General features: G+C 43.7%; 15 protein-coding genes. 13 read left to right on the top strand and 2 right to left on the bottom strand.

Annotated features, from left to right (window positions below):
* The first annotated feature begins 61 nt into the window (after positions 1 to 61).
* The 4 genes from scrK (at position 62) to O3626_RS04510 (ending at position 2,912) form a co-directional block, all read left to right on the top strand.
* A complete protein-coding gene (gene scrK / locus O3626_RS04525; protein ID WP_371495551.1) occupies positions 62 to 961 on the top strand; it encodes a fructokinase ScrK in 900 nt (299 codons plus the stop codon).
* Between the two features lie 95 nt (positions 962 to 1,056).
* Positions 1,057 to 1,467, top strand: coding sequence for a peptide deformylase (locus O3626_RS04520; RefSeq protein ID WP_371475879.1), 411 nt, complete (start codon positions 1,057 to 1,059; stop codon positions 1,465 to 1,467).
* A gap of 219 nt (positions 1,468 to 1,686) precedes the next feature.
* The gene (locus O3626_RS04515) at positions 1,687 to 2,202 is read left to right on the top strand and encodes a phosphatase PAP2 family protein (RefSeq protein ID WP_371495549.1); all 516 of its coding nucleotides are present in this window, start codon (positions 1,687 to 1,689) and stop codon (positions 2,200 to 2,202) included.
* An 83-nt stretch (positions 2,203 to 2,285) separates the two neighbouring features.
* Positions 2,286 to 2,912: a GNAT family N-acetyltransferase gene (locus tag O3626_RS04510; RefSeq protein ID WP_371495547.1), complete on the top strand. Its 627-nt coding sequence runs from the start codon at positions 2,286 to 2,288 to the stop codon at positions 2,910 to 2,912.
* A 21-nt stretch (positions 2,913 to 2,933) separates the two neighbouring features.
* On the opposite strand, the gene queG is transcribed toward O3626_RS04510, so the two are convergent.
* Positions 2,934 to 4,073 carry a tRNA epoxyqueuosine(34) reductase QueG gene (queG, locus tag O3626_RS04505; protein ID WP_371495544.1) on the bottom strand — a complete coding sequence of 380 codons (1,140 nt, stop codon included), beginning with the start codon at positions 4,071 to 4,073 and terminating at the stop codon, positions 2,934 to 2,936.
* Between the two features lie 115 nt (positions 4,074 to 4,188).
* Between queG and manA the strand changes: the two genes are divergently transcribed.
* The 8 genes from manA (at position 4,189) to recG (ending at position 15,622) form a co-directional block, all read left to right on the top strand.
* Positions 4,189 to 5,133: a mannose-6-phosphate isomerase, class I gene (gene manA, locus O3626_RS04500; protein ID WP_003005297.1), complete on the top strand. Its 945-nt coding sequence runs from the start codon at positions 4,189 to 4,191 to the stop codon at positions 5,131 to 5,133.
* Positions 5,134 to 5,260: 127 nt separating this feature from the next.
* A complete protein-coding gene (locus O3626_RS04495) occupies positions 5,261 to 6,001 on the top strand; it encodes a MerR family transcriptional regulator (protein WP_310744366.1) in 741 nt (246 codons plus the stop codon).
* A gap of 376 nt (positions 6,002 to 6,377) precedes the next feature.
* Complete coding sequence (locus O3626_RS04490; protein ID WP_021153774.1) at positions 6,378 to 8,222, top strand: APC family permease; 1,845 nt, start codon at positions 6,378 to 6,380, stop codon at positions 8,220 to 8,222.
* 174 nt (positions 8,223 to 8,396) lie between these two features.
* Positions 8,397 to 10,916, top strand: a complete 2,520-nt coding sequence (gene secA, locus O3626_RS04485; protein WP_371495541.1) for a preprotein translocase subunit SecA — start codon at positions 8,397 to 8,399, stop codon at positions 10,914 to 10,916.
* 52 nt (positions 10,917 to 10,968) lie between these two features.
* A complete protein-coding gene (locus O3626_RS04480) occupies positions 10,969 to 11,997 on the top strand; it encodes a 3-deoxy-7-phosphoheptulonate synthase (RefSeq protein ID WP_371495539.1) in 1,029 nt (342 codons plus the stop codon).
* Between the two features lie 86 nt (positions 11,998 to 12,083).
* Positions 12,084 to 12,449: a holo-ACP synthase gene (gene acpS, locus O3626_RS04475; RefSeq protein WP_371495537.1), complete on the top strand. Its 366-nt coding sequence runs from the start codon at positions 12,084 to 12,086 to the stop codon at positions 12,447 to 12,449.
* Positions 12,436 to 13,548 carry an alanine racemase gene (gene alr, locus O3626_RS04470; protein WP_371495535.1) on the top strand — a complete coding sequence of 371 codons (1,113 nt, stop codon included), beginning with the start codon at positions 12,436 to 12,438 and terminating at the stop codon, positions 13,546 to 13,548. Before acpS ends, alr begins: the two co-directional genes overlap by 14 nt.
* Positions 13,549 to 13,606: 58 nt before the next feature.
* Positions 13,607 to 15,622 carry an ATP-dependent DNA helicase RecG gene (recG, locus tag O3626_RS04465; protein ID WP_371495533.1) on the top strand — a complete coding sequence of 672 codons (2,016 nt, stop codon included), beginning with the start codon at positions 13,607 to 13,609 and terminating at the stop codon, positions 15,620 to 15,622.
* Positions 15,623 to 15,819: 197 nt separating this feature from the next.
* On the opposite strand, the gene O3626_RS04460 is transcribed toward recG, so the two are convergent.
* Complete coding sequence (locus O3626_RS04460; protein ID WP_371495531.1) at positions 15,820 to 16,782, bottom strand: asparaginase; 963 nt, start codon at positions 16,780 to 16,782, stop codon at positions 15,820 to 15,822.
* A gap of 62 nt (positions 16,783 to 16,844) precedes the next feature.
* Here O3626_RS04460 and O3626_RS04455 point away from each other — a divergent pair, with 62 nt between their 5' ends.
* The gene (locus tag O3626_RS04455) at positions 16,845 to 18,245 is read left to right on the top strand and encodes a Cof-type HAD-IIB family hydrolase (RefSeq protein ID WP_371495529.1); all 1,401 of its coding nucleotides are present in this window, start codon (positions 16,845 to 16,847) and stop codon (positions 18,243 to 18,245) included.
* Positions 18,246 to 18,284 lie beyond the last annotated feature (39 nt).

The raw sequence follows: 18,284 nt of genomic DNA, 5'->3' as shown, positions 1-18,284 counted from the left end.
TTGACTACAAAATATGCTATAATAAATACAGGATATTTTTCATAATAAAAAAGGAGCCAACATGACAAAATTATATGGAAGTTTGGAAGCTGGCGGTACAAAATTTGTTTGTGCAGTTGGTGATGAAAACTATAATGTTGTGGAAAAAGTACAATTTCTAACAACCAAGCCAATTGAGACGATTGATAAGTGTATTGAATTTTTCTCAAAATTTGAGGATCTAGTTGGGCTTGCGATTGGATCATTTGGACCAATTGATATCGATCCAAATTCAAACACTTATGGTTTCATCACAACGACTCCAAAACCAAATTGGGCCAATGTAGATATTGTTGGAGCGATTCGTCGTGCTTTAAATGTACCCATCTATTTCACGACAGATGTGAATAGCTCTGCCTATGGAGAAGTGGTGGCACGTAATAATGCGGGTGCCCACATCGAAAACTTGGTTTACTATACCATCGGAACAGGGATCGGTGCTGGTGTTATCCAACGTGGTGAGTTTATCGGGGGTGCTGGACACCCAGAAATGGGACACTACTATGTTGCCCAACACCCAATGGATGTAGAAAAAGAATTCAAGGGTGTTTGTCCTTTCCACAATGGCTGTTTGGAAGGCTTTGCGGCTGGTCCAAGTCTCGAAGCTCGTACAGGTATTCGTGGGGAAAACATTGAACTCAACAGCAATGTATGGGATATTCAAGCCTACTACATCGCACAAGCTGCAGTGAATGCGACAGTTACCTTCCGGCCAGACATCATTGTCTTTGGAGGAGGAGTCATGGCTCAACAACATATGCTGGATCGTGTGCGGACGAAATTTACAGCTTTATTGAACGGTTACCTCCCTGTACCAGATGTGAGAGATTATATTGTGACACCTGCAGTTGCTGGCAATGGTTCAGCGACCTTGGGGAACTTTGTTCTTGCAAAAGAAGTGAGCGAGAAGCTTAAAAAATAAGTAGCAATTGTCTCTTAGAGGTTAGAAACAAGAGCGAGACCGAGACAGATTTGTCTCGGTTTCTTTCGTTTATCTATAAAGAAGAGAGGGAAGGAATGAAAAAGAATATTGTGAAGGATGTCTTATTCTTGGGTCAAAAGTCAGAAGAAGCGACACTTGAGGATCGCCCCTTGGCTTTTGATTTGCAGGATACCTTAAATGCTCATCTCCTTGAGTGTGTGGGTTTGGCGGCCAATATGATCGGAGTGAAAAAGCGGGCGATTATCATTCGAATGGGCAATGAAAATCTGGTCATGTTTAATCCTGTTCTCCTTGAAAAGAAAAAGCCTTATCAAACAGAGGAAGGATGTTTATCTTTAGTGGGGAGTCGGCCAACAACTCGTTATGAGGAGATGACAGTGGCCTATCGAGATGTGAATTGGAAAGCAAAAACGATTCATTTGTCAGGTTTTCCAGCCCAGATCTGTCAGCACGAAATGGATCATCTAGAAGGTATTATTATCTAAAGATGAAGGATGGAGTCGATTCGACTCCATTTTTTACTAGGAAAAAGTGATAGAAAAGTCGATTCTTGGAGACATAAAATTGATAAAAGCAAAAAAAGGAATAGCGGTTGTATAGAAAAAGAAGAAAGAAACAATAAAAAAGAAGCCTTGCTTGACAGGTTTTCTTAGGATCGCGTATACTAGTAGTACAAAAATGAGATGAAAGACAGGAGTGCCAACATGAAGCGTAACCTTCACGATTATCCAAAATTTTATCGTTGGCTAACCTTGCCTTTTACGAAAAAACCAAGTCGGATACAGGTCCTTAAACGGATGAATCGAATCTTGACGCTTGTGATGCCAGGCGTCTACGGAATGGTTTTTTGTTGGCTGTTTTTAAAGAAAACTTCGCTTGGAGGAATCTGGCCTTTTTTCTGGATTCCTGCTTCGGGCTTTGTCTTGTTTAGCATCTTTCGTCATTGGGTCAATGTTCCGAGACCTTATGAGAAGTGGGAGCTTCAACCATTATTAGAAAAGAATTCATCCGGACATTCCTTTCCTAGCCGACATGTATTTTCGGCGACCATTATTTCTATGTGTGTCTGTCAGTTGTCGCTTCCGTTTGGAATGTGCTCGATGCTCCTATCTCTTCTATTAGCCCTTGTCCGAGTTCTTGGAGGGGTTCATTATCCCAAGGACGTTCTCGTCGCTTGGGGATTGGGACTCGTCTGGGGAGGACTCTTTTTGCTGGTTTGAATGAACAAATTGCTGAAAATTGACCTTTGTCTAAGAGCGAGGGATAGTGTATACTGGAAAGTAGACTTAGAATAGGAGAGAAGATGAAGTACAGAAAAGCAGAAAAAGCAGATCTGGATCAGGTGGTTCGAGTAGCCAGTGCAGCCTTTGAGGACTATCTATTTTTAAAAGTTATCAAGGATTTGGTGCGTGATCCCAAGCAATACCCAGCCTTTGTTGAGGCAATGATGCGCATCCTGGTAAAGGTTTTTCTTAAGCACCATATTTGCCTTGTGGCAGAAAAAAATGATGAAATTTATGCAGTTGCCTTGTTGCAAAAGGGACCGATCCCTTTTCGGGCCTATCTCTTAAATGGGGGATTTGGCTTGCTCAAGTTTATTTCCTTGAAGAATATGTTGGCCTACTTTAAATTTATGGAGGACACGGATAAGGAATTGGAGCAAAATGTAGACTTTGATTGGTATTTGATGCTTCTCGCAGTCGCCCCTAAACACCAACGGCAGGGCTATGGCAGTCGCTTTATGACAGAAGGAATTGAGCCTTTCTTGGAAGAGAACCAAGGAAAAAAACTAGCCTTTTATACCAATACCAAAGGAAATGTCTATTTTTACACGAAAAATGGCTACAAGGAAGTCTACTCTAACGAGATTAGCTTTAACCATGTAGAAATGGGGAGCTGGTATTTCTTGAAGGAACTAAAAAAACACTAAGGTTGTAACCTTAGTGTTTTTTCATTGTAGTTGTGAAACTGCTTGAATGCCGAATTTTTCAAAGAAAGCAGTTCGTTCTTCTATGATAGCATTAGTCGGATGTTTGATATTCCGTAAGAGCTCAACAAGGTCTGGAGTGACTTCACGTAGCAGTTGTCCTAAAGACCAGATAGCCGTTGCAATATGGATCTGATTTTGTGAAGTTTCGATGATGTTCAGAAGTTTAGGGATGGCCGAACGGTCATTGGCATTGGCTAGTGCAATGATGGCATTGCGCTGGAGGATGTTCTTGCCTCGCCAACTTCCAGCAACATGTCCGAATTTTTCCTTAAATTGTCCGTTGGACAGCTCGATAAAAGGAATCAACTCTGGATGAGCCAGATCAGGATCGATTTCCGTTGCTAAGGGATTATCTAGCCCTTTGTTATAAGGGCAACTAATCTGACAAATATCACATCCATAGATGACCGTTTTAATTTTCTTGCGAAATTCTAGGTCCATCATGCCCTTGTCTTGGGTTTGGAAGGACAAACAGCGTTTGGCATTCATAGAGCCATCCCCGATTAAACAGGAGGTTGGGCAAGCATCTAAACAACGCCGACAGTCTCCACAACCATAGTCGACTGGCTGATCCGGTTCGATTTCGAGGTTGGTAATCAATTCGCCCAGAAACATGTAAGAACCGTATTCTTTTGAAATGACCAAGCCATTTTTTCCGATAAAGCCAATCCCTGCTCGTTGGGCGACAGCCGTATCAACCAGTGCTCCAGTATCGACCATGCCCTTATATTCAAAATCCTGCGTCATTTCTTCAATCCCAGCAGCTAAGCGGTTGAGCTTGTCTTGAAGAACATAATGGTAGTCTAATCCCCAACTGTTGGGCGTAAATTTTCCTCTTTTATAGGCTGTTTTTTGAGGTTGTTGCTTGAGTTTGTGGGGGTAGGCGACAGCGATTGAGATGATGGTCTTGGCAGAGGAGAGACTTAATTTGGGGTGGATGCGCTCTTCAATATTCTTATGCTCGAATCCAGAATTCCGTCCTTCCTCAACGGCCAAGCTGAGCGATTTTTCCAAATAAGCGAAGTCATCAGCAGTTGTAAAGCCAATTTTTGATATCCCAATAGAATGCGCCAGTTGGATAATGTTTTCTTTTAGTGTCATCCCTTTCATTATACACAAAAATGAAGTTTCTGGCGAGAGAGGAAAATAATGGAAAGGGCTTTCAAAAACTTTCTTTTTTTTGTATAATAGAAACATGAAATGCGAGGAGGATATTATGGGACAACCATTATTTTTACATTCAGTCATGCAGGAAAAAATTTGGGGAGGAACTCGTCTGAAAGAAGAATTTGGTTACGAAATTCCGAGCGACCATGTCGGGGAATTTTGGGCGATTTCGGCCCATCCGCATGGCGTTTCTAAAGTGGCCAATGGTCCATACGAAGGAATGGGATTGGACCAGCTCTATCAAGAACACCGGGAATTATTCGGTAATCGTAAAGAGCCTGTCTTTCCTTTATTAACAAAGATTTTGGATGCCAACGATTGGCTTAGTGTACAGGTGCACCCAGATGATACCTATGCGATGGAGCATGAAGGAGAACTTGGAAAAACCGAGTGTTGGTATGTGATTGCGGCTGATGAAGGATCAGAGATTATCTATGGGCACAATGCCAAGTCAAAAGAAGAACTCCGCCAGCAAATTGAGGACAAGAACTGGGATGCCTTGCTGACAAAGGTTCCTGTCAAGGCTGGAGATTTCTTCTATGTGCCAAGCGGGACCATGCACGCCATTGGTTCTGGAATTTTGATTCTTGAAACCCAACAGTCGAGTGATACCACCTACCGGGTTTATGATTTTGACCGTAAGGATGCTCAAGGAAACTTGCGGGAACTTCACTTGGAAAAATCGATTGATGTCTTGAACATTGGAGAGCCTGCCAATAGCCATCCAGATACAGTTGTGATCGATGATCTTCGTATGACCACCTTGGTTGCCAGTGATTTCTTCACTGTTTATAAGTGGGAACTGACTGGAAAAGCTGATTTTGAAAAGACCGCTGATTACAGCTTGTTGAGCGTCTTAGCCGGAGAAGGGAAATTGACGGTAGATGGGAAGGATTATCCTATTCAAAAAGGAAGTCACTTTATCCTACCGAGCGATGTTGAATCTTGGACTTTGGAAGGGCAAGGTTTAGAATTGATCGTGAGTCATCCATAAAAAAGAAAGGGTTTGAGTTAAAAGTTGTGAAACAACTCAAGCCTTTTTTATCTGAAAACTATTTTTATGTTAAGCCTTGACTCTGACCTAAGGGGAGGGGTTATACTATCCTTGTAAGGAGGAAATCATGTATCATATCAAAGAAGCTGCAGATCTGTCAGGTGTCTCTGTCAAGACCTTGCACCACTATGACAAGATAGGACTTCTCGTCCCTGTCAAATCTGAAAATGGCTATCGGACATACAGTCAAGAAGATTTAGAACGATTACAGGTGATTCTCTACTACAAGTATCTAGGATTTTCCTTAGACCAAATAGCAGAACTCTTAGCCGAAGAAAAATCTAACTTATTACCCCATTTAACCAAACAGTTGAACTATTTGACTCAAGAAAGACAACGTCTGGATACCTTGATTTCTACCTTGCAAAAAACCATTCAAGAACAAAAAGGAGAAAGAAAAATGACCATTGAGGAAAAATTTACTGGATTTAGCTACCAAGATACTCAAAAATACCAGCAAGAGGCGGTAGAGAAGTACGGTCAAGAAGTCATGGACCAAGCTCTCGAGCGCCAAAAGGGGCGTGAAGATGAGGCGACAAGAGCCTTTAATCAAGTCTTCAAAGTCTTGGCGAAAAACCTCCAAGCAGGTTTGCCAGTAACAGCATCGGAAAATCAAGAAGAAGCAGCCAAACTTTTAGACGCGATTCGAACGTATGGATTTGACTGCTCTATAGAGGTTTTTGGCCATATCGGCAAAGGCTATGTCTATAATCCAGAATTCAAGGAAAACATCGACAAGTTTGGAGTTGGCACAGCCCAGTACACTTCGGATGTCATTGCCTTTTATGTCGAAAATCAAGCAAAATAAAAAAGTGAGAGTGGGACAGAAATCGGTAATTCGTTAGAATTCGATTTCGTCGTCCCACCTCCGCACAGTTGAGTAGGGCTGTAAAAGCTGATGAAATCAGCGCAGTAGAGCCCACTCAACCACTGCGTCTTGCTCGACAATCCAAAAATAATTGAGAGGCTAGGATTTTTGTCCCAGCCTCGTTTTTTGCTTGGATCAATTTGAAAAGAAGCAGGCCGATCTAAAAGAGCTTGAATGGATGAACATAATGAAAACTTTATGAAAATTTCACAATTTCGGTTGACAGTCTTGAAAAAAAGGAGTAGAATAACCCCTGTTTTATGAAAAAGAGGCAGGGGATTCCCGGCCTCATGATCTTTTTTTCAAGGAGTTTTTTATGTTTTCAACATTGAAAAAATGGTTTATTGGCCGTCCGTTGAAATCTGGTGCAGAAGGTGAAGGAGGGCTGTTAGGGAAAATGCAGGCCTTGGCCATGCTCTCTAGTGACGCACTTTCTTCTATTGCCTATGGTCCAGAGCAAGTAATCCTGGTCTTGATGACCGTATCAGCAGGAGCCATTTGGTGGTCCATTCCAATTGGGATTGTGGTTCTAGTTCTCTTAGCCAGTTTAACGATTTCTTATCGCCAGGTCATTCATGCCTATCCTCAAGGGGGAGGGGCCTACATGGTGACTACGGAGAATTTGTCTCCGAAAGCGGGGTTGATCGCTGGTGGCAGTCTCTTGGTCGACTACATGCTGACAGTAGCAGTATCTGTTTCTTCCGGTGCAGATGCTATCACGTCGGCGATCCCTTCTCTTCATCCTTATAATCTTCACATTTCCATTTTGTTGGTCTTGGTCTTGATGCTGATGAACCTGAGGGGATTGCGCGAATCGGCGACATCGTTGATGATTCCGGTCTACCTTTTCATTGTCAGTACCATTGCCTTGATCGGCTATGGTGTGATCCAAATTTTGACTGGTCAATTGGCCTATAACGCGACTGCTCATGTGGGTCAAACCATTTCAGGGGTTAGTGTCATTCTCTTGTTGCGGGCCTTTACGAGTGGATCAGCTTCCCTAACAGGGGTTGAAGCTATCTCCAATTCGGTTCCTTTCTTTAAGAAACCAAAAGCAAAGAATGCAGCCTCTACCTTGACCATCATGGCTTTGATTTTAGGGATCATGTTTGCAGGGATTACCTTCCTCAATTACTGGGTGGGTGTTGTACCAGCAAAAGGGGTAACAACTCTAGCTCAAATGGCCCAAGCTATCTTAGGAAATTCTCCGGTCGGACAAGCCTTCTTCTACGTTTTCCAATTATCAACAGCCTTGATCCTGGCAGTTGCGGCGAATACTGGGTTCTCAGCCTTTCCAATGTTGGCCTTTAACATGGCTAAAAACAAATACATGCCACACATGTATATGGAAAAAGGGGATCGTCTGGGCTATTCCAATGGGATTTTGACCTTGGCGATTGGTGCCATCGTCTTGCTCTTGATCTTTGATGGGCAAACAGAAAGCTTGATTCCGCTTTATACCATTGGGGTCTTCATTCCTTTTGCCCTTTCTCAAACAGGGATGGTTATCCACTGGAAACGCCAATATCAAAAAGGATTTCTCAAGTATTCACTTGCCAATATCCTCGGGGCAGCCATCTGTTATGGGATTGTCTTGATCCTCTTGCTGTTCCGTCTGCGTGAGATCTGGCCCTTCTTCCCTATTATCGGTCTTTTGCTTTGGATGTTCTTGAGTATCCGTAATCACTATGATAAAGTTGCGGCTCAATTACGTTTAGGTGGTAAGATCGAAAAGACAAGTTATGCGGGCAATACCGTGATCGTCCTTGTCGGAAATGTCACTCAGGTAAGTGTGGGAGCGATGAGTTATGCCAATAGCCTCGGAAATGACGTCATAGCCATGCACGTCTCAACAGAAGAAACCAAGGTTAAAGATGCAGAGGTGGCAGAAGAATTTAAGCACTATTTCCCTCATATTCGCTTTGAAAATGTCATGACGAGCTACCGGGATATTATTCAACCAACAGTTGAATTTGTCTCCAAAGTAGCTGAGGAAGCTAAGGAAAAAGGCAATACCGTCACAGTATTAGTCCCTCAATTCATCCCTAAAAAACATTGGCAAAATATTCTCCATAACCAAATGAGTTTGAAATTGAAGTACGCACTTCGTTGGCATGAAGAAGTGGTTGTGGCAAGCTATTCTTACCATTTGTCTGAATAACTATCGCATATAGAAAAGATGTCTGCTTGAGCAGGCATCTTTTTGGATTTTCTCACACGAAAAAAACCACTCGAAAGTCTTGTAAGATACAGCCTTGATCTTGAAAAAATGTTAAAAAAATGCTAGAATAAAAAGAACATTTTAGATTTTGAAAAAATCAAAGTAAGGAAAAAAATGGCAAATTTAGTAAAAACAATTATTGAAAATGATCGAGGCGAAATCAAACGCCTTGAAAAAATGGCTGACAAGGTCTTTTCTTATGAAAACCAAATGGCAGCTTTGACGGATGACGAATTAAAAGCGAAAACAGTTGAGTTTAAGCAACGCTACCAAGATGGTGAGTCTTTGGATGATCTCTTGTACGAGGCTTTTGCAGTTGTTCGTGAAGGGGCAAAACGGGTCCTTGGTTTGTTCCCATATAAGGTTCAGGTCATGGGGGGGATCGTCCTTCACCATGGTGACGTTCCAGAGATGCGTACAGGGGAAGGGAAGACGTTGACAGCGACCATGCCTGTATACTTGAATGCCTTGTCTGGTAAAGGGGTACACGTTGTTACCGTCAATGAATACCTGACAGAGCGGGATGCGACAGAGATGGGAGAACTTTACTCATGGCTTGGCCTTTCAGTAGGGATCAACCTGGCAGCAAAATCTCCAGCTGAGAAAAAAGAAGCTTACCTCTGTGATATCACTTACTCAACCAACTCAGAGATCGGGTTTGACTACCTGCGTGACAACATGGTTGTTCGTGCAGAAAACATGGTTCAACGTCCATTGAACTACGCCTTGGTCGATGAGGTAGACTCGATCTTGATTGACGAAGCTCGTACTCCGTTGATCGTTTCTGGTCAGACAGCTTCTGATACGAGCCAGCTCTATCACATGGCGGATGCTTATGTGAAGACCTTAACAGAGGACGATTACATTATCGATGTCCCATCTAAAACCATCGGTTTGTCCGATTCAGGGATTGATAAGGCAGAAAGCTACTTTAATCTCGAAAACTTGTACGATATTGAAAACGTAGCCTTGACCCACTTTATCGACAACGCCCTTCGTGCCAACTACATCATGATTTTGGATATCGACTATGTGGTCAGCGAAGATCAAGAAATCTTGATCGTCGACCAATTTACTGGTCGGACCATGGAAGGTCGTCGTTATTCTGATGGGCTTCACCAAGCGATCGAAGCTAAAGAAGGTGTTCCAGTTCAAGAAGAAACCAAAACATCTGCGTCGATTACTTACCAAAACCTCTTCCGTATGTACAAGAAGTTGTCAGGGATGACAGGGACAGGGAAAACCGAAGAAGAAGAATTCCGTGAAATTTATAACATTCGCGTGATTCCAATTCCAACTAACCGTCCGATTGCCCGTATTGACCATCCAGACCTTCTCTACCCAAGCTTGAAATCAAAATTCAAGGCTGTTGTGGAAGATGTCAAGTCTCGTCATGAAAAAGGACAACCAGTCCTTGTTGGTACTGTTGCCGTTGAAACCAGTGATTACCTTTCTCAATTGTTGGTGCAAGCAGGTGTTCCTCACGAAGTCTTGAATGCGAAAAACCACTACAAAGAAGCGCAAATCATTATGAATGCTGGTCAACGTGGTGCCGTTACCATCGCGACCAACATGGCTGGACGTGGTACCGATATCAAGCTCGGTGAAGGGGTTCGCGAACTCGGTGGCCTTTGTGTCATCGGGACCGAACGTCACGAAAGTCGTCGGATCGATAACCAGCTTCGTGGACGTTCCGGACGTCAAGGGGATCCAGGTGAATCTCAATTCTACTTGTCTCTTGAAGATGAGTTGATGCGTCGTTTTGGTTCAGAACGGATCAAAGCAGTGCTCGACCGCTTCAAGTTGAGTGAAGAAGAATCGGTTATTCGTTCAAACATGTTTACCCGCCAAGTAGAGGGAGCACAAAAACGGGTTGAAGGAAACAACTACGATACTCGTAAGCAAGTCCTTCAATACGACGACGTGATGCGGGAACAACGGGAGATCATCTATGCAGAACGCTATGATGTGATCACAGCTAACCGCGACTTGGCTCCTGAAATCATGGCTATGATTAAACGGACCATCAAACGGATTGTCGAAGGAGCTAGCCACTCAAGCAAGGAAGAACGCATTGAAGCGATTCTGAACTTTGCCAAATACAATTTGGTTCCGGAAGATACGATTTCTGAAAGTGATATTGAAGGAAAATCAGACAAGGAAGTCATCGACTACTTGTATGGACGGGCAGAAGAAATCTATGCCAGTCAAGTAGCAAAATTGCGTGACGAAGAGTCTGTGCAAGAGTTCCAAAAGGTATTGATCCTTCGAGTGGTGGACAGCAAGTGGACAGACCACATCGATGCTTTGGATCAATTGCGAAATGCAGTTGGACTTCGTGGGTATGCGCAAAATAACCCAGTGGTGGAATACCAATCAGAAAGTTTCCGTATGTTTAACGATATGATTGGATCAATTGAATTTGATGTCACTCGTCTCATGATGAAAGCCCAAATTCACGAACAAGAACGTCCACGTACAGAACACAGCATTTCAACAACTGCTACTCGCAATATTGCAGCACAACAACAAGATATTCCAGCGGAAATTGATTTGTCACAAGTGAAACGCAATGATTTGTGCCCTTGTGGTTCAGGTAAGAAATTTAAAAACTGTCACGGACGTAAAGGTTAAGATCTTCTCTTAAACATAGAGAGGAAGGGGCTAGGTAGTAGAAGGGGGCCGTATGGTATTCGTTAGGAAGAGCAATAAGATTGATGAGCAAGAGATCACTTCGCTGTACCGCTTGGAAGGTTCAGCCTTGGAGCGTAAAGAAGCGCGTGATCGAGAGTTAGAGGCGATTATCAAAGGAGAAGACCAACGGATCCTTCTTGTGATTGGGCCTTGTTCTTCTGATAATGAAGAAGCGGTGATGGAGTATGCCCGTCGCTTGGCAGACCTGCAAGAGCAAGTGAAAGATCAGATTTTTATTGTGATGCGGGTCTATACGGCTAAGCCTCGGACCAATGGGGATGGCTACAAAGGCTTGATGCACCAACCAGATACACAGGCCGCACCAAGCTTTGTCGATGGCTTAAAAGCTGTTCGGCATCTTCACTATCGTGTGATTACAGAAACTGGTTTAACGACTGCGGACGAATTGCTTTATCCAGGCAGTCTTCCTTATGTCGAAGATTTGATCTCCTACCACGCGATTGGAGCGCGCTCAGTCGAAGACCAGGAGCACCGCTTTGTATCAAGTGGAATCTCTGCTCCAACAGGCATGAAGAATCCAACATCAGGAAATCTTTCTGTCATGTTTAATGCGATTTATGCGGCCCAACATCCCCAAAATTTCTTATTCAATGCCCAAACAGTGGAAACATCAGGAAATCCTTTGGCCCATGCGATCCTTCGCGGAGGCTTGGATGCAAGTGGTAAGAATATTCCAAATTACCATTATGAAGATTTGCTAGCGGCATCAAAACGCTATAGCGAAATGGGTTTGCAACATCCCTTCATCCTGGTGGATACCAACCATGATAATTCTGGAAAGCAATTTAAAGAGCAAGTACGCATCGTGAGAGAAACCATGATGAACCGTGCTTGGAATAAAGATTTAGCATCCTTAGTTCGTGGTTTCATGATTGAGTCTTACTTAGAAGATGGCCGTCAAAATGAACCGGTGGTTTATGGTCAATCGATCACAGACCCTTGCCTGGGTTGGGAAAAAACACAGGCCTTGGTCAAAGAAATTGCAACGATGAATAAATAAAAGGCAGGGGCGGAAGGAGTGATTCTTTGGCCCCTTCTCTTTTGTCAGTAAAGAGATATTGAGACAACAAATAAGGATAAAACAAGATGATCAAAGGACATGGGATCGATATTGAATCGATCACTGCGATTGAAAAAGCCTATCAAAAGAATGCACGATTTGTAGAAAAAGTTTTAACTGAGGCTGAGCGGGCGCGCTTTGAGGAATTGTCCGGAAAGCGGAAAATGGAATATTTAACGGGTCGATGGTCTGCTAAAGAAGCCTTTTCAAAGGCAATGGGAACAGGGATTGGACCGGTTGGCTTTCAAGATTTAGAAATTTTAAATGATGCCCACGGAGCTCCTTATTTTTCCAAGTCTCCTTTTTCTGGGAAGGTATGGATTTCGATCAGTCACAAGGGAGACTTAGTCTCGACCAGTGTCATTTTGGAGGAAGAAAATGAAAGCAAGTAAACATAGACCAACTGTTGCAAGAGTCGATTTGGATGCCATTGCCTTTAATGTGCAACAACTCAGTGAACATATTCCGAGTCAAGCTTTGAAATATGCAGTCGTCAAGGCTAACGCCTATGGTCATGGGGTTGTTGCAGTGACGAAGAAATTGGCGTCTCAGGTAGATGGTTTTTGTGTTTCCAATATGGATGAAGCCCTCGAAATCCGTGAGGTAGGCTTGCAACACCCTATTTTGATTTTGGGAGTGGTACCAAGCGAAACAGTGAGTCTGGCCAAAGAGCATGACATCCGCTTAACGGTGGCTAGTCTTGCTTGGTTGGATCAATTGCTTGGAGAAGAAGCAGATCTTTCAGGATTGAAGATCCATATCAAGGTGGATTCTGGAATGGGGCGGATTGGATTCCGAACTATCGAAGAGATCAAAGAGGCTGAACGCCTTCTCTTAGTAGCTGGTGCTGAAATTGAGGGAATCTTTACTCATTTTGCGACGGCAGATGAAGCAGATGATCGAAAATTTCAAGCGCAATATCATTTTTTCAAAGAAGTATTGGCTGCTCTTGAAATCCTTCCTCCGATTGTTCATGCGAGTAATTCAGCCACCTCTTTGTGGCATGCAGATACGATTTTCACAGCTGTTCGTCTGGGAGATGTCATGTATGGCTTGAATCCAAGTGGTTCGGTGCTAGCCTTGCCTTATGAAATCAAGCCAGCCTTGAGTTTGGTGAGCGAATTGGTTCATATCAAACAGTTAGAAGCCGGACAAGATATTGGCTACGGGGCAACCTATACGACGGAAGATGCCCAATGGATTGGAACGATTCCCATTGGCTATGCGGATGGTTGGATCCGAGAGATGCAAAATTTCCATGTGCTAATTAAGGGTGAGTATTGTCCCATTGTTGGGCGAGTTTCGATGGACCAGATTACTGTTCGCCTTCCAGAAGAATTACCTCTGGGAACCAAGGTTACCCTGATTGGCCGAGACGGCGAGAAAGAAATTACGGCAACAGAGATTGCGGACTACCGTGGTACCATTAATTATGAAGTAGTCTGTCTCTTGAGTGATCGGATTCCTCGTGACTATGCAGGTGAAGAATAAAAAAAGCAGGTGGGTTTTCCCTGAAGGACCTGCTTTTTTATAAAAGAAAGGAGGAACAATGAATTTACACCAACCCTTATCCGTACTGCCTGGCGTCGGTCCAAAATCGGCGGAAAAATTTAAAAAATTAGGGATTGAAACCTTAGAAGATCTACTCTTGTATTTCCCCTTTCGGTATGAAGACTTCAAAACCCGCAATGTTTTAGAGTTAGAAGATGGGGAAAAAGCAGTCATCTCTGGGGTGGTAGCAACACCAGCCAATGTCCAATATTATGATTACAAACGAAATCGCTTGCGTTTTTCGATCAAACAGGGAGACCAAGTGATTGCGGTTAATTTTTTCAATCAACCCTATTTGGCTGATAAAATCGAAGTCCAGCAGACGGTAGCGATTTTTGGGAAATGGGACAAGGCAAAAGGCAGTTTGACAGGAATGAAGCTCCTGGCTCAAGTGGAAGATGATTTGCAGCCAGTCTATCGGGTGACGCAAGGAGTCAGCCAAAACAGCCTGGTGAAATTGATCAAAATAGCATTCGATCAGGGCTTGGATCAGCTTTTAGAAGAGAATTTGCCCCAAGTTTTGCGGGAGCGTTATCAACTCTTGTCACGCTCTCAAGCAGTGCAGGCTATGCATTTTCCTAAGGATCTAGCAGAGTACAAGCAAGCCCTTCGCCGGGTGAAATTTGAAGAACTCCTCTTTTTCCAGCTACAGCTCCAAGTGCTAAAAGAAGAAAATCACGAAGCCAGCCAAGGAATTTCCCTGGCCTGGGATCCAGAAAAATTAGCAGAACGAAAAAAACAGCTTCCTTTTGAGCTAACGCAAGCTCAAGAAAACAGCTTGAATGAAATCTTGATAGATATGGCTTCTCCTTATCATATGAACCGCTTGCTTCAAGGGGATGTGGGAAGCGGGAAGACAGTCGTGGCTGGTCTTGCCATGTATGCAGCTCTAAGCGCTGGTAAGCAAGCAGCCTTGATGGTTCCAACGGAGATTTTGGCAGAGCAACACAAGGAAAGCTTGCAAAATCTTTTTCCGGATTTGCCAATTGCTCTTCTAACGGGAGGATTAAAGGCAGCTGAGAAACGAGAAGTCTTAGAGGAGATCGCCTCAGGAACAGCTCAACTGATTGTGGGGACACATGCCTTGATTCAAGAGGGAGTTCACTACCAAGATCTAGGCTTGGTCATTATTGATGAGCAACACCGTTTTGGGGTTTCCCAACGTCGTATTCTTCGAGAAAAGGGACAAAATCCAGACGTTCTGATGATGACGGCAACCCCCATTCCCCGGACCTTGGCCATCACGGCTTTTGGAGATATGGATGTGTCCATCATTGATCAGATGCCTGCGGGACGCAAGGAAATCATCACGCGTTGGGTCAAGCATGAGCAGTTAGAAGTGGTCCTCGACTGGTTGGTAAAAGAGCTCGCAAAAGGTTCTCAAGCCTACTTTATCTCTCCCTTGATTGAGGAGTCAGAAGCACTAGATCTGAAAAATGCCCTTGCCCTCCAGGAGGAGTTAGAAGCCTTCTTTGGTCAGCGGGCGCGTGTTTCTCTTCTTCACGGGAAGATGAAAAGTGAAGAAAAAGAGACCATCATGCAGGCCTTTAAAGAGCACCAAGTCGATGTTTTGGTATCCACAACCGTTATTGAAGTAGGAGTCAATGTGCCCAATGCGACTGTCATGGTCATCATGGATGCAGATCGGTTTGGCCTTAGTCAACTGCATCAGCTTCGAGGCCGGGTTGGTCGGGGAAATAAGCAATCCTATGCTATTCTAGTGGCCAATCCTAAAACAGATAGTGGCAAACAGCGCATGAAAATCATGACAGAGACGACAAACGGATTTGTCCTTGCTGAAGAAGATTTGAAAATGCGGGGTTCAGGTGAAATCTTTGGCACCCGTCAATCGGGGATTCCAGAATTTCAAGTAGCCGATCTAGTTGAAGATTATCCCATTCTTGAAGAAGCAAGGAAAGTTGCTAGCCAGATCGTAACTACGCCAAATTGGCGAGAACACCCAGACTGGCATTTGCTCTCTCTTTATCTGGAGAAGCAAGAACATTTAGATTAGATCATAAAAAGTGAGTAGAGTGGAATTCTTTGGTTTCCACTCTACTCACTTTTAAGATGGCATTTTACGGGCTTTGTATCTTAGTAAATGAACACGGGCTGCGGATTGTGTCAAAAAGATGAATCCTCCTAGAATCTAATGATTCTGCGTCGAATTCCCTATTTTGACTGTATCCGCTACGCCCTTTGTATCTTATGCTACCCTTCGATATATTCTTTGAGTTCTTGTCCTTTTAGGCCGGCATTGAGGGCGATGAGAAGTTTGATGCGAGCTTTGGGGGCATTTAATTCTTTGATGAAAAAGACACCGGCTTGATGGAGTTGGACGCCACCGCCTTCATACGCGTAAACTGGTTCTGCGATCCCGTTGAAGCAGCGGGATACTAAAGCGATTGGAAGTCCGGCATCTATGAATTCTTGGAGTTTATGGGCAGTCTCTTTAGGGATGTTTCCTGCTCCAAAGGCTTCAATAATGAGGCCATCAATTTTTGAGTGATCCAGTAGATCTAGCAGATCAGTTTTCATACCAGCATAAGTAGCGATAATGGGAACGAAACCTTCAATTTTATCGAGATCAAAGCGCACTCGTGGCTCAGCTGTTTTAAAGAAGAGGATTTCCTTTTTCATGACCAACCCCAGAGGACCGTGGGTTGGTGTCTGAAAGGTACTGACATTGGTGGTGTGGGTTTTGGTGACGTACTTAGCTGCATGAATTTCGTCGTTCATTACGACTAAGACACCCTTATCGCGTGCTTTTGGATCGGCTGCCACTCGGAGGGCTGTTAAGAAATTATAGACACCGTCACTTCCAAGTTCGTTGGAACTTCTCATGGCTCCAGTAATCACCACGGAGATTTCAGGTAACTCCATGGTATCCAAGAAATAAGCTGTTTCTTCCAGTGTATCGGTTCCGTGTGTAATGACGATCCCATCGAAGTGGCTGGCTGCCTCTTTGATTCTTTGATATAGAGCTAACATGTGATGCGGTGTCATTTGTGGACTTGGTAGATTGAAGATATCCTCAGAGGTGACTTCAATTCCTTCAATTGGAGAAATAACTTGGGTCATGGGATTGATTTCATTAGTAATTACTGCCCCAGAGTCATCTGCAGCCATGGAAATGGTCCCTCCTGTATGAAGTGCTAAAATTTTTTTAAACATGTGAAGCTCCTTGGAATATGTGATATAATTTATTTTATCATAAAAAGAAAGAAACAGTAGACATGGAAATAAAAGCAGTCTTTTTTGATATCGATGGGACCCTGGTCAATGATAGTCGAGCGGTCTTAAAATCAACAGAAAAAGCTATTCAATCTTTGAAGGAAGAAGGAATCTATGTAGGCCTTGCGACAGGGCGGGGACCTGCCTTTGTCAAACCCTTTATGGAACGCTATGGCTTTGACTTTGCAGTAACCTATAATGGTCAATATATTTTGACCAAGGACCGCGTACTGTTTACCAGCCCAATCGACAAAAAGAGCCTGCACCAGCTGATCGACTATGCTCGAGAACACCGTAAGGAAATTGCTCTTGGTACAAAGGATGGAGTATTTGGTTCTCGGATCATGAGTTTTGGGATGAGTCCTATTTCAACCTGGTCCAGTCGCTTTGTGCCTCGCAAAATGGCCCGAACAGTCAGTCGAGGATTTAACAAAGTGGTCAGCAAGGTCGTCCCACAAGATCAGGACACCCTCTATGCACTAGCGCAGGAACCAATCTACCAAGTACTGATCTTATCGAGTCCGGAAGAGACTGCAAAAATTGAAAAAGAGTTTCCGCATCTGAAATTTACACGTTCCAGCCCCTTTGCAGCAGACGTCCTCAACCCAGGCATTTCTAAGCTAGAAGGGATCCGCATCGTTGGTCAGGAATTTGGCTTTGACATCGATGAAGTGATGGCTTTTGGGGATTCGGATAATGATTTAGAAATGCTTTCGGGAGTTGGCTTGTCCATTGCGATGGGGAATGGGACGACTAGTGTCAAAGCGATTGCCAAGCATACCACGACTAGTAATGGCAAGGATGGCATTCAAAAAGCCCTGCAACACTTTGGTATTCTCTCAGAGAAAGAACTCTTTCTTTCTAAGGATGATCACTTCAATAAGGTCAAAACCTTCCATGGTGTAATGGATGGGGAAACCCAGGAGAAACCAGTGGTCTGGCAACCTCAAGATGCCCTTTATCGGACCATGTTCAAGCAAGAGGAACTGGTGGAATTTGTTCGAGCAGCTAGCTCAAGTGAGGAAGAATTCGATCGCTCGGTAGCGGCCCTTCACGAAACTTTGGATAAGGCTGCAGATAAGGTGCGTAGCAAGCATCCGGCTGAGATTTCCATGGTGGGACAGGTTGATGCCTTGATCGATACCCTCTATCTGACTTATGGTAGCTTTGTTCTAATGGGAGTGGATCCAGAAGAGGTCTTTGAGATTGTTCATCGGGCAAATATGGGTAAGATTTTCCCAGATGGAAGAGCGCACTTTGATCCAGTGACTCACAAGATTTTGAAGCCAGATGATTGGGAAGAAAAATATGCCCCAGAACCAGCTATCCAAAAAGAACTCGATCGCCAGCTCAAGGCCTACGAAAAACACGCGAAACAAAAAGAAGCAAAAAAAGACAACTAAAAAAGAGAGTGGGACAGAAATCGGTAATTCGTTAGAATT

It is taken from the genome of Streptococcus sp. 20925_1_77, assembly GCF_041432125.1.
Classification (GTDB): Bacteria; Bacillota; Bacilli; order Lactobacillales; family Streptococcaceae; genus Streptococcus.
This window is presented reverse-complemented; position numbering and strand designations above follow the sequence as displayed.

Bases quoted from the DNA above. Each gene is read 5' to 3' on its own strand.
- scrK (WP_371495551.1), top strand. From the start codon at position 62: ATGACAAAATTATATGGAAGTTTGGAAGCTGGCGGTACAAAATTTGTT.
- O3626_RS04520 (WP_371475879.1), top strand. From the start codon at position 1,057: ATGAAAAAGAATATTGTGAAGGATGTCTTATTCTTGGGTCAAAAGTCA.
- O3626_RS04515 (WP_371495549.1), top strand. From the start codon at position 1,687: ATGAAGCGTAACCTTCACGATTATCCAAAATTTTATCGTTGGCTAACC.
- O3626_RS04510 (WP_371495547.1), top strand. From the start codon at position 2,286: ATGAAGTACAGAAAAGCAGAAAAAGCAGATCTGGATCAGGTGGTTCGA.
- queG (WP_371495544.1), bottom strand. From the start codon at position 4,073: ATGACACTAAAAGAAAACATTATCCAACTGGCGCATTCTATTGGGATA.
- manA (WP_003005297.1), top strand. From the start codon at position 4,189: ATGGGACAACCATTATTTTTACATTCAGTCATGCAGGAAAAAATTTGG.
- O3626_RS04495 (WP_310744366.1), top strand. From the start codon at position 5,261: ATGTATCATATCAAAGAAGCTGCAGATCTGTCAGGTGTCTCTGTCAAG.
- O3626_RS04490 (WP_021153774.1), top strand. From the start codon at position 6,378: ATGTTTTCAACATTGAAAAAATGGTTTATTGGCCGTCCGTTGAAATCT.
- secA (WP_371495541.1), top strand. From the start codon at position 8,397: ATGGCAAATTTAGTAAAAACAATTATTGAAAATGATCGAGGCGAAATC.
- O3626_RS04480 (WP_371495539.1), top strand. From the start codon at position 10,969: ATGGTATTCGTTAGGAAGAGCAATAAGATTGATGAGCAAGAGATCACT.
- acpS (WP_371495537.1), top strand. From the start codon at position 12,084: ATGATCAAAGGACATGGGATCGATATTGAATCGATCACTGCGATTGAA.
- alr (WP_371495535.1), top strand. From the start codon at position 12,436: ATGAAAGCAAGTAAACATAGACCAACTGTTGCAAGAGTCGATTTGGAT.
- recG (WP_371495533.1), top strand. From the start codon at position 13,607: ATGAATTTACACCAACCCTTATCCGTACTGCCTGGCGTCGGTCCAAAA.
- O3626_RS04460 (WP_371495531.1), bottom strand. From the start codon at position 16,782: ATGTTTAAAAAAATTTTAGCACTTCATACAGGAGGGACCATTTCCATG.
- O3626_RS04455 (WP_371495529.1), top strand. From the start codon at position 16,845: ATGGAAATAAAAGCAGTCTTTTTTGATATCGATGGGACCCTGGTCAAT.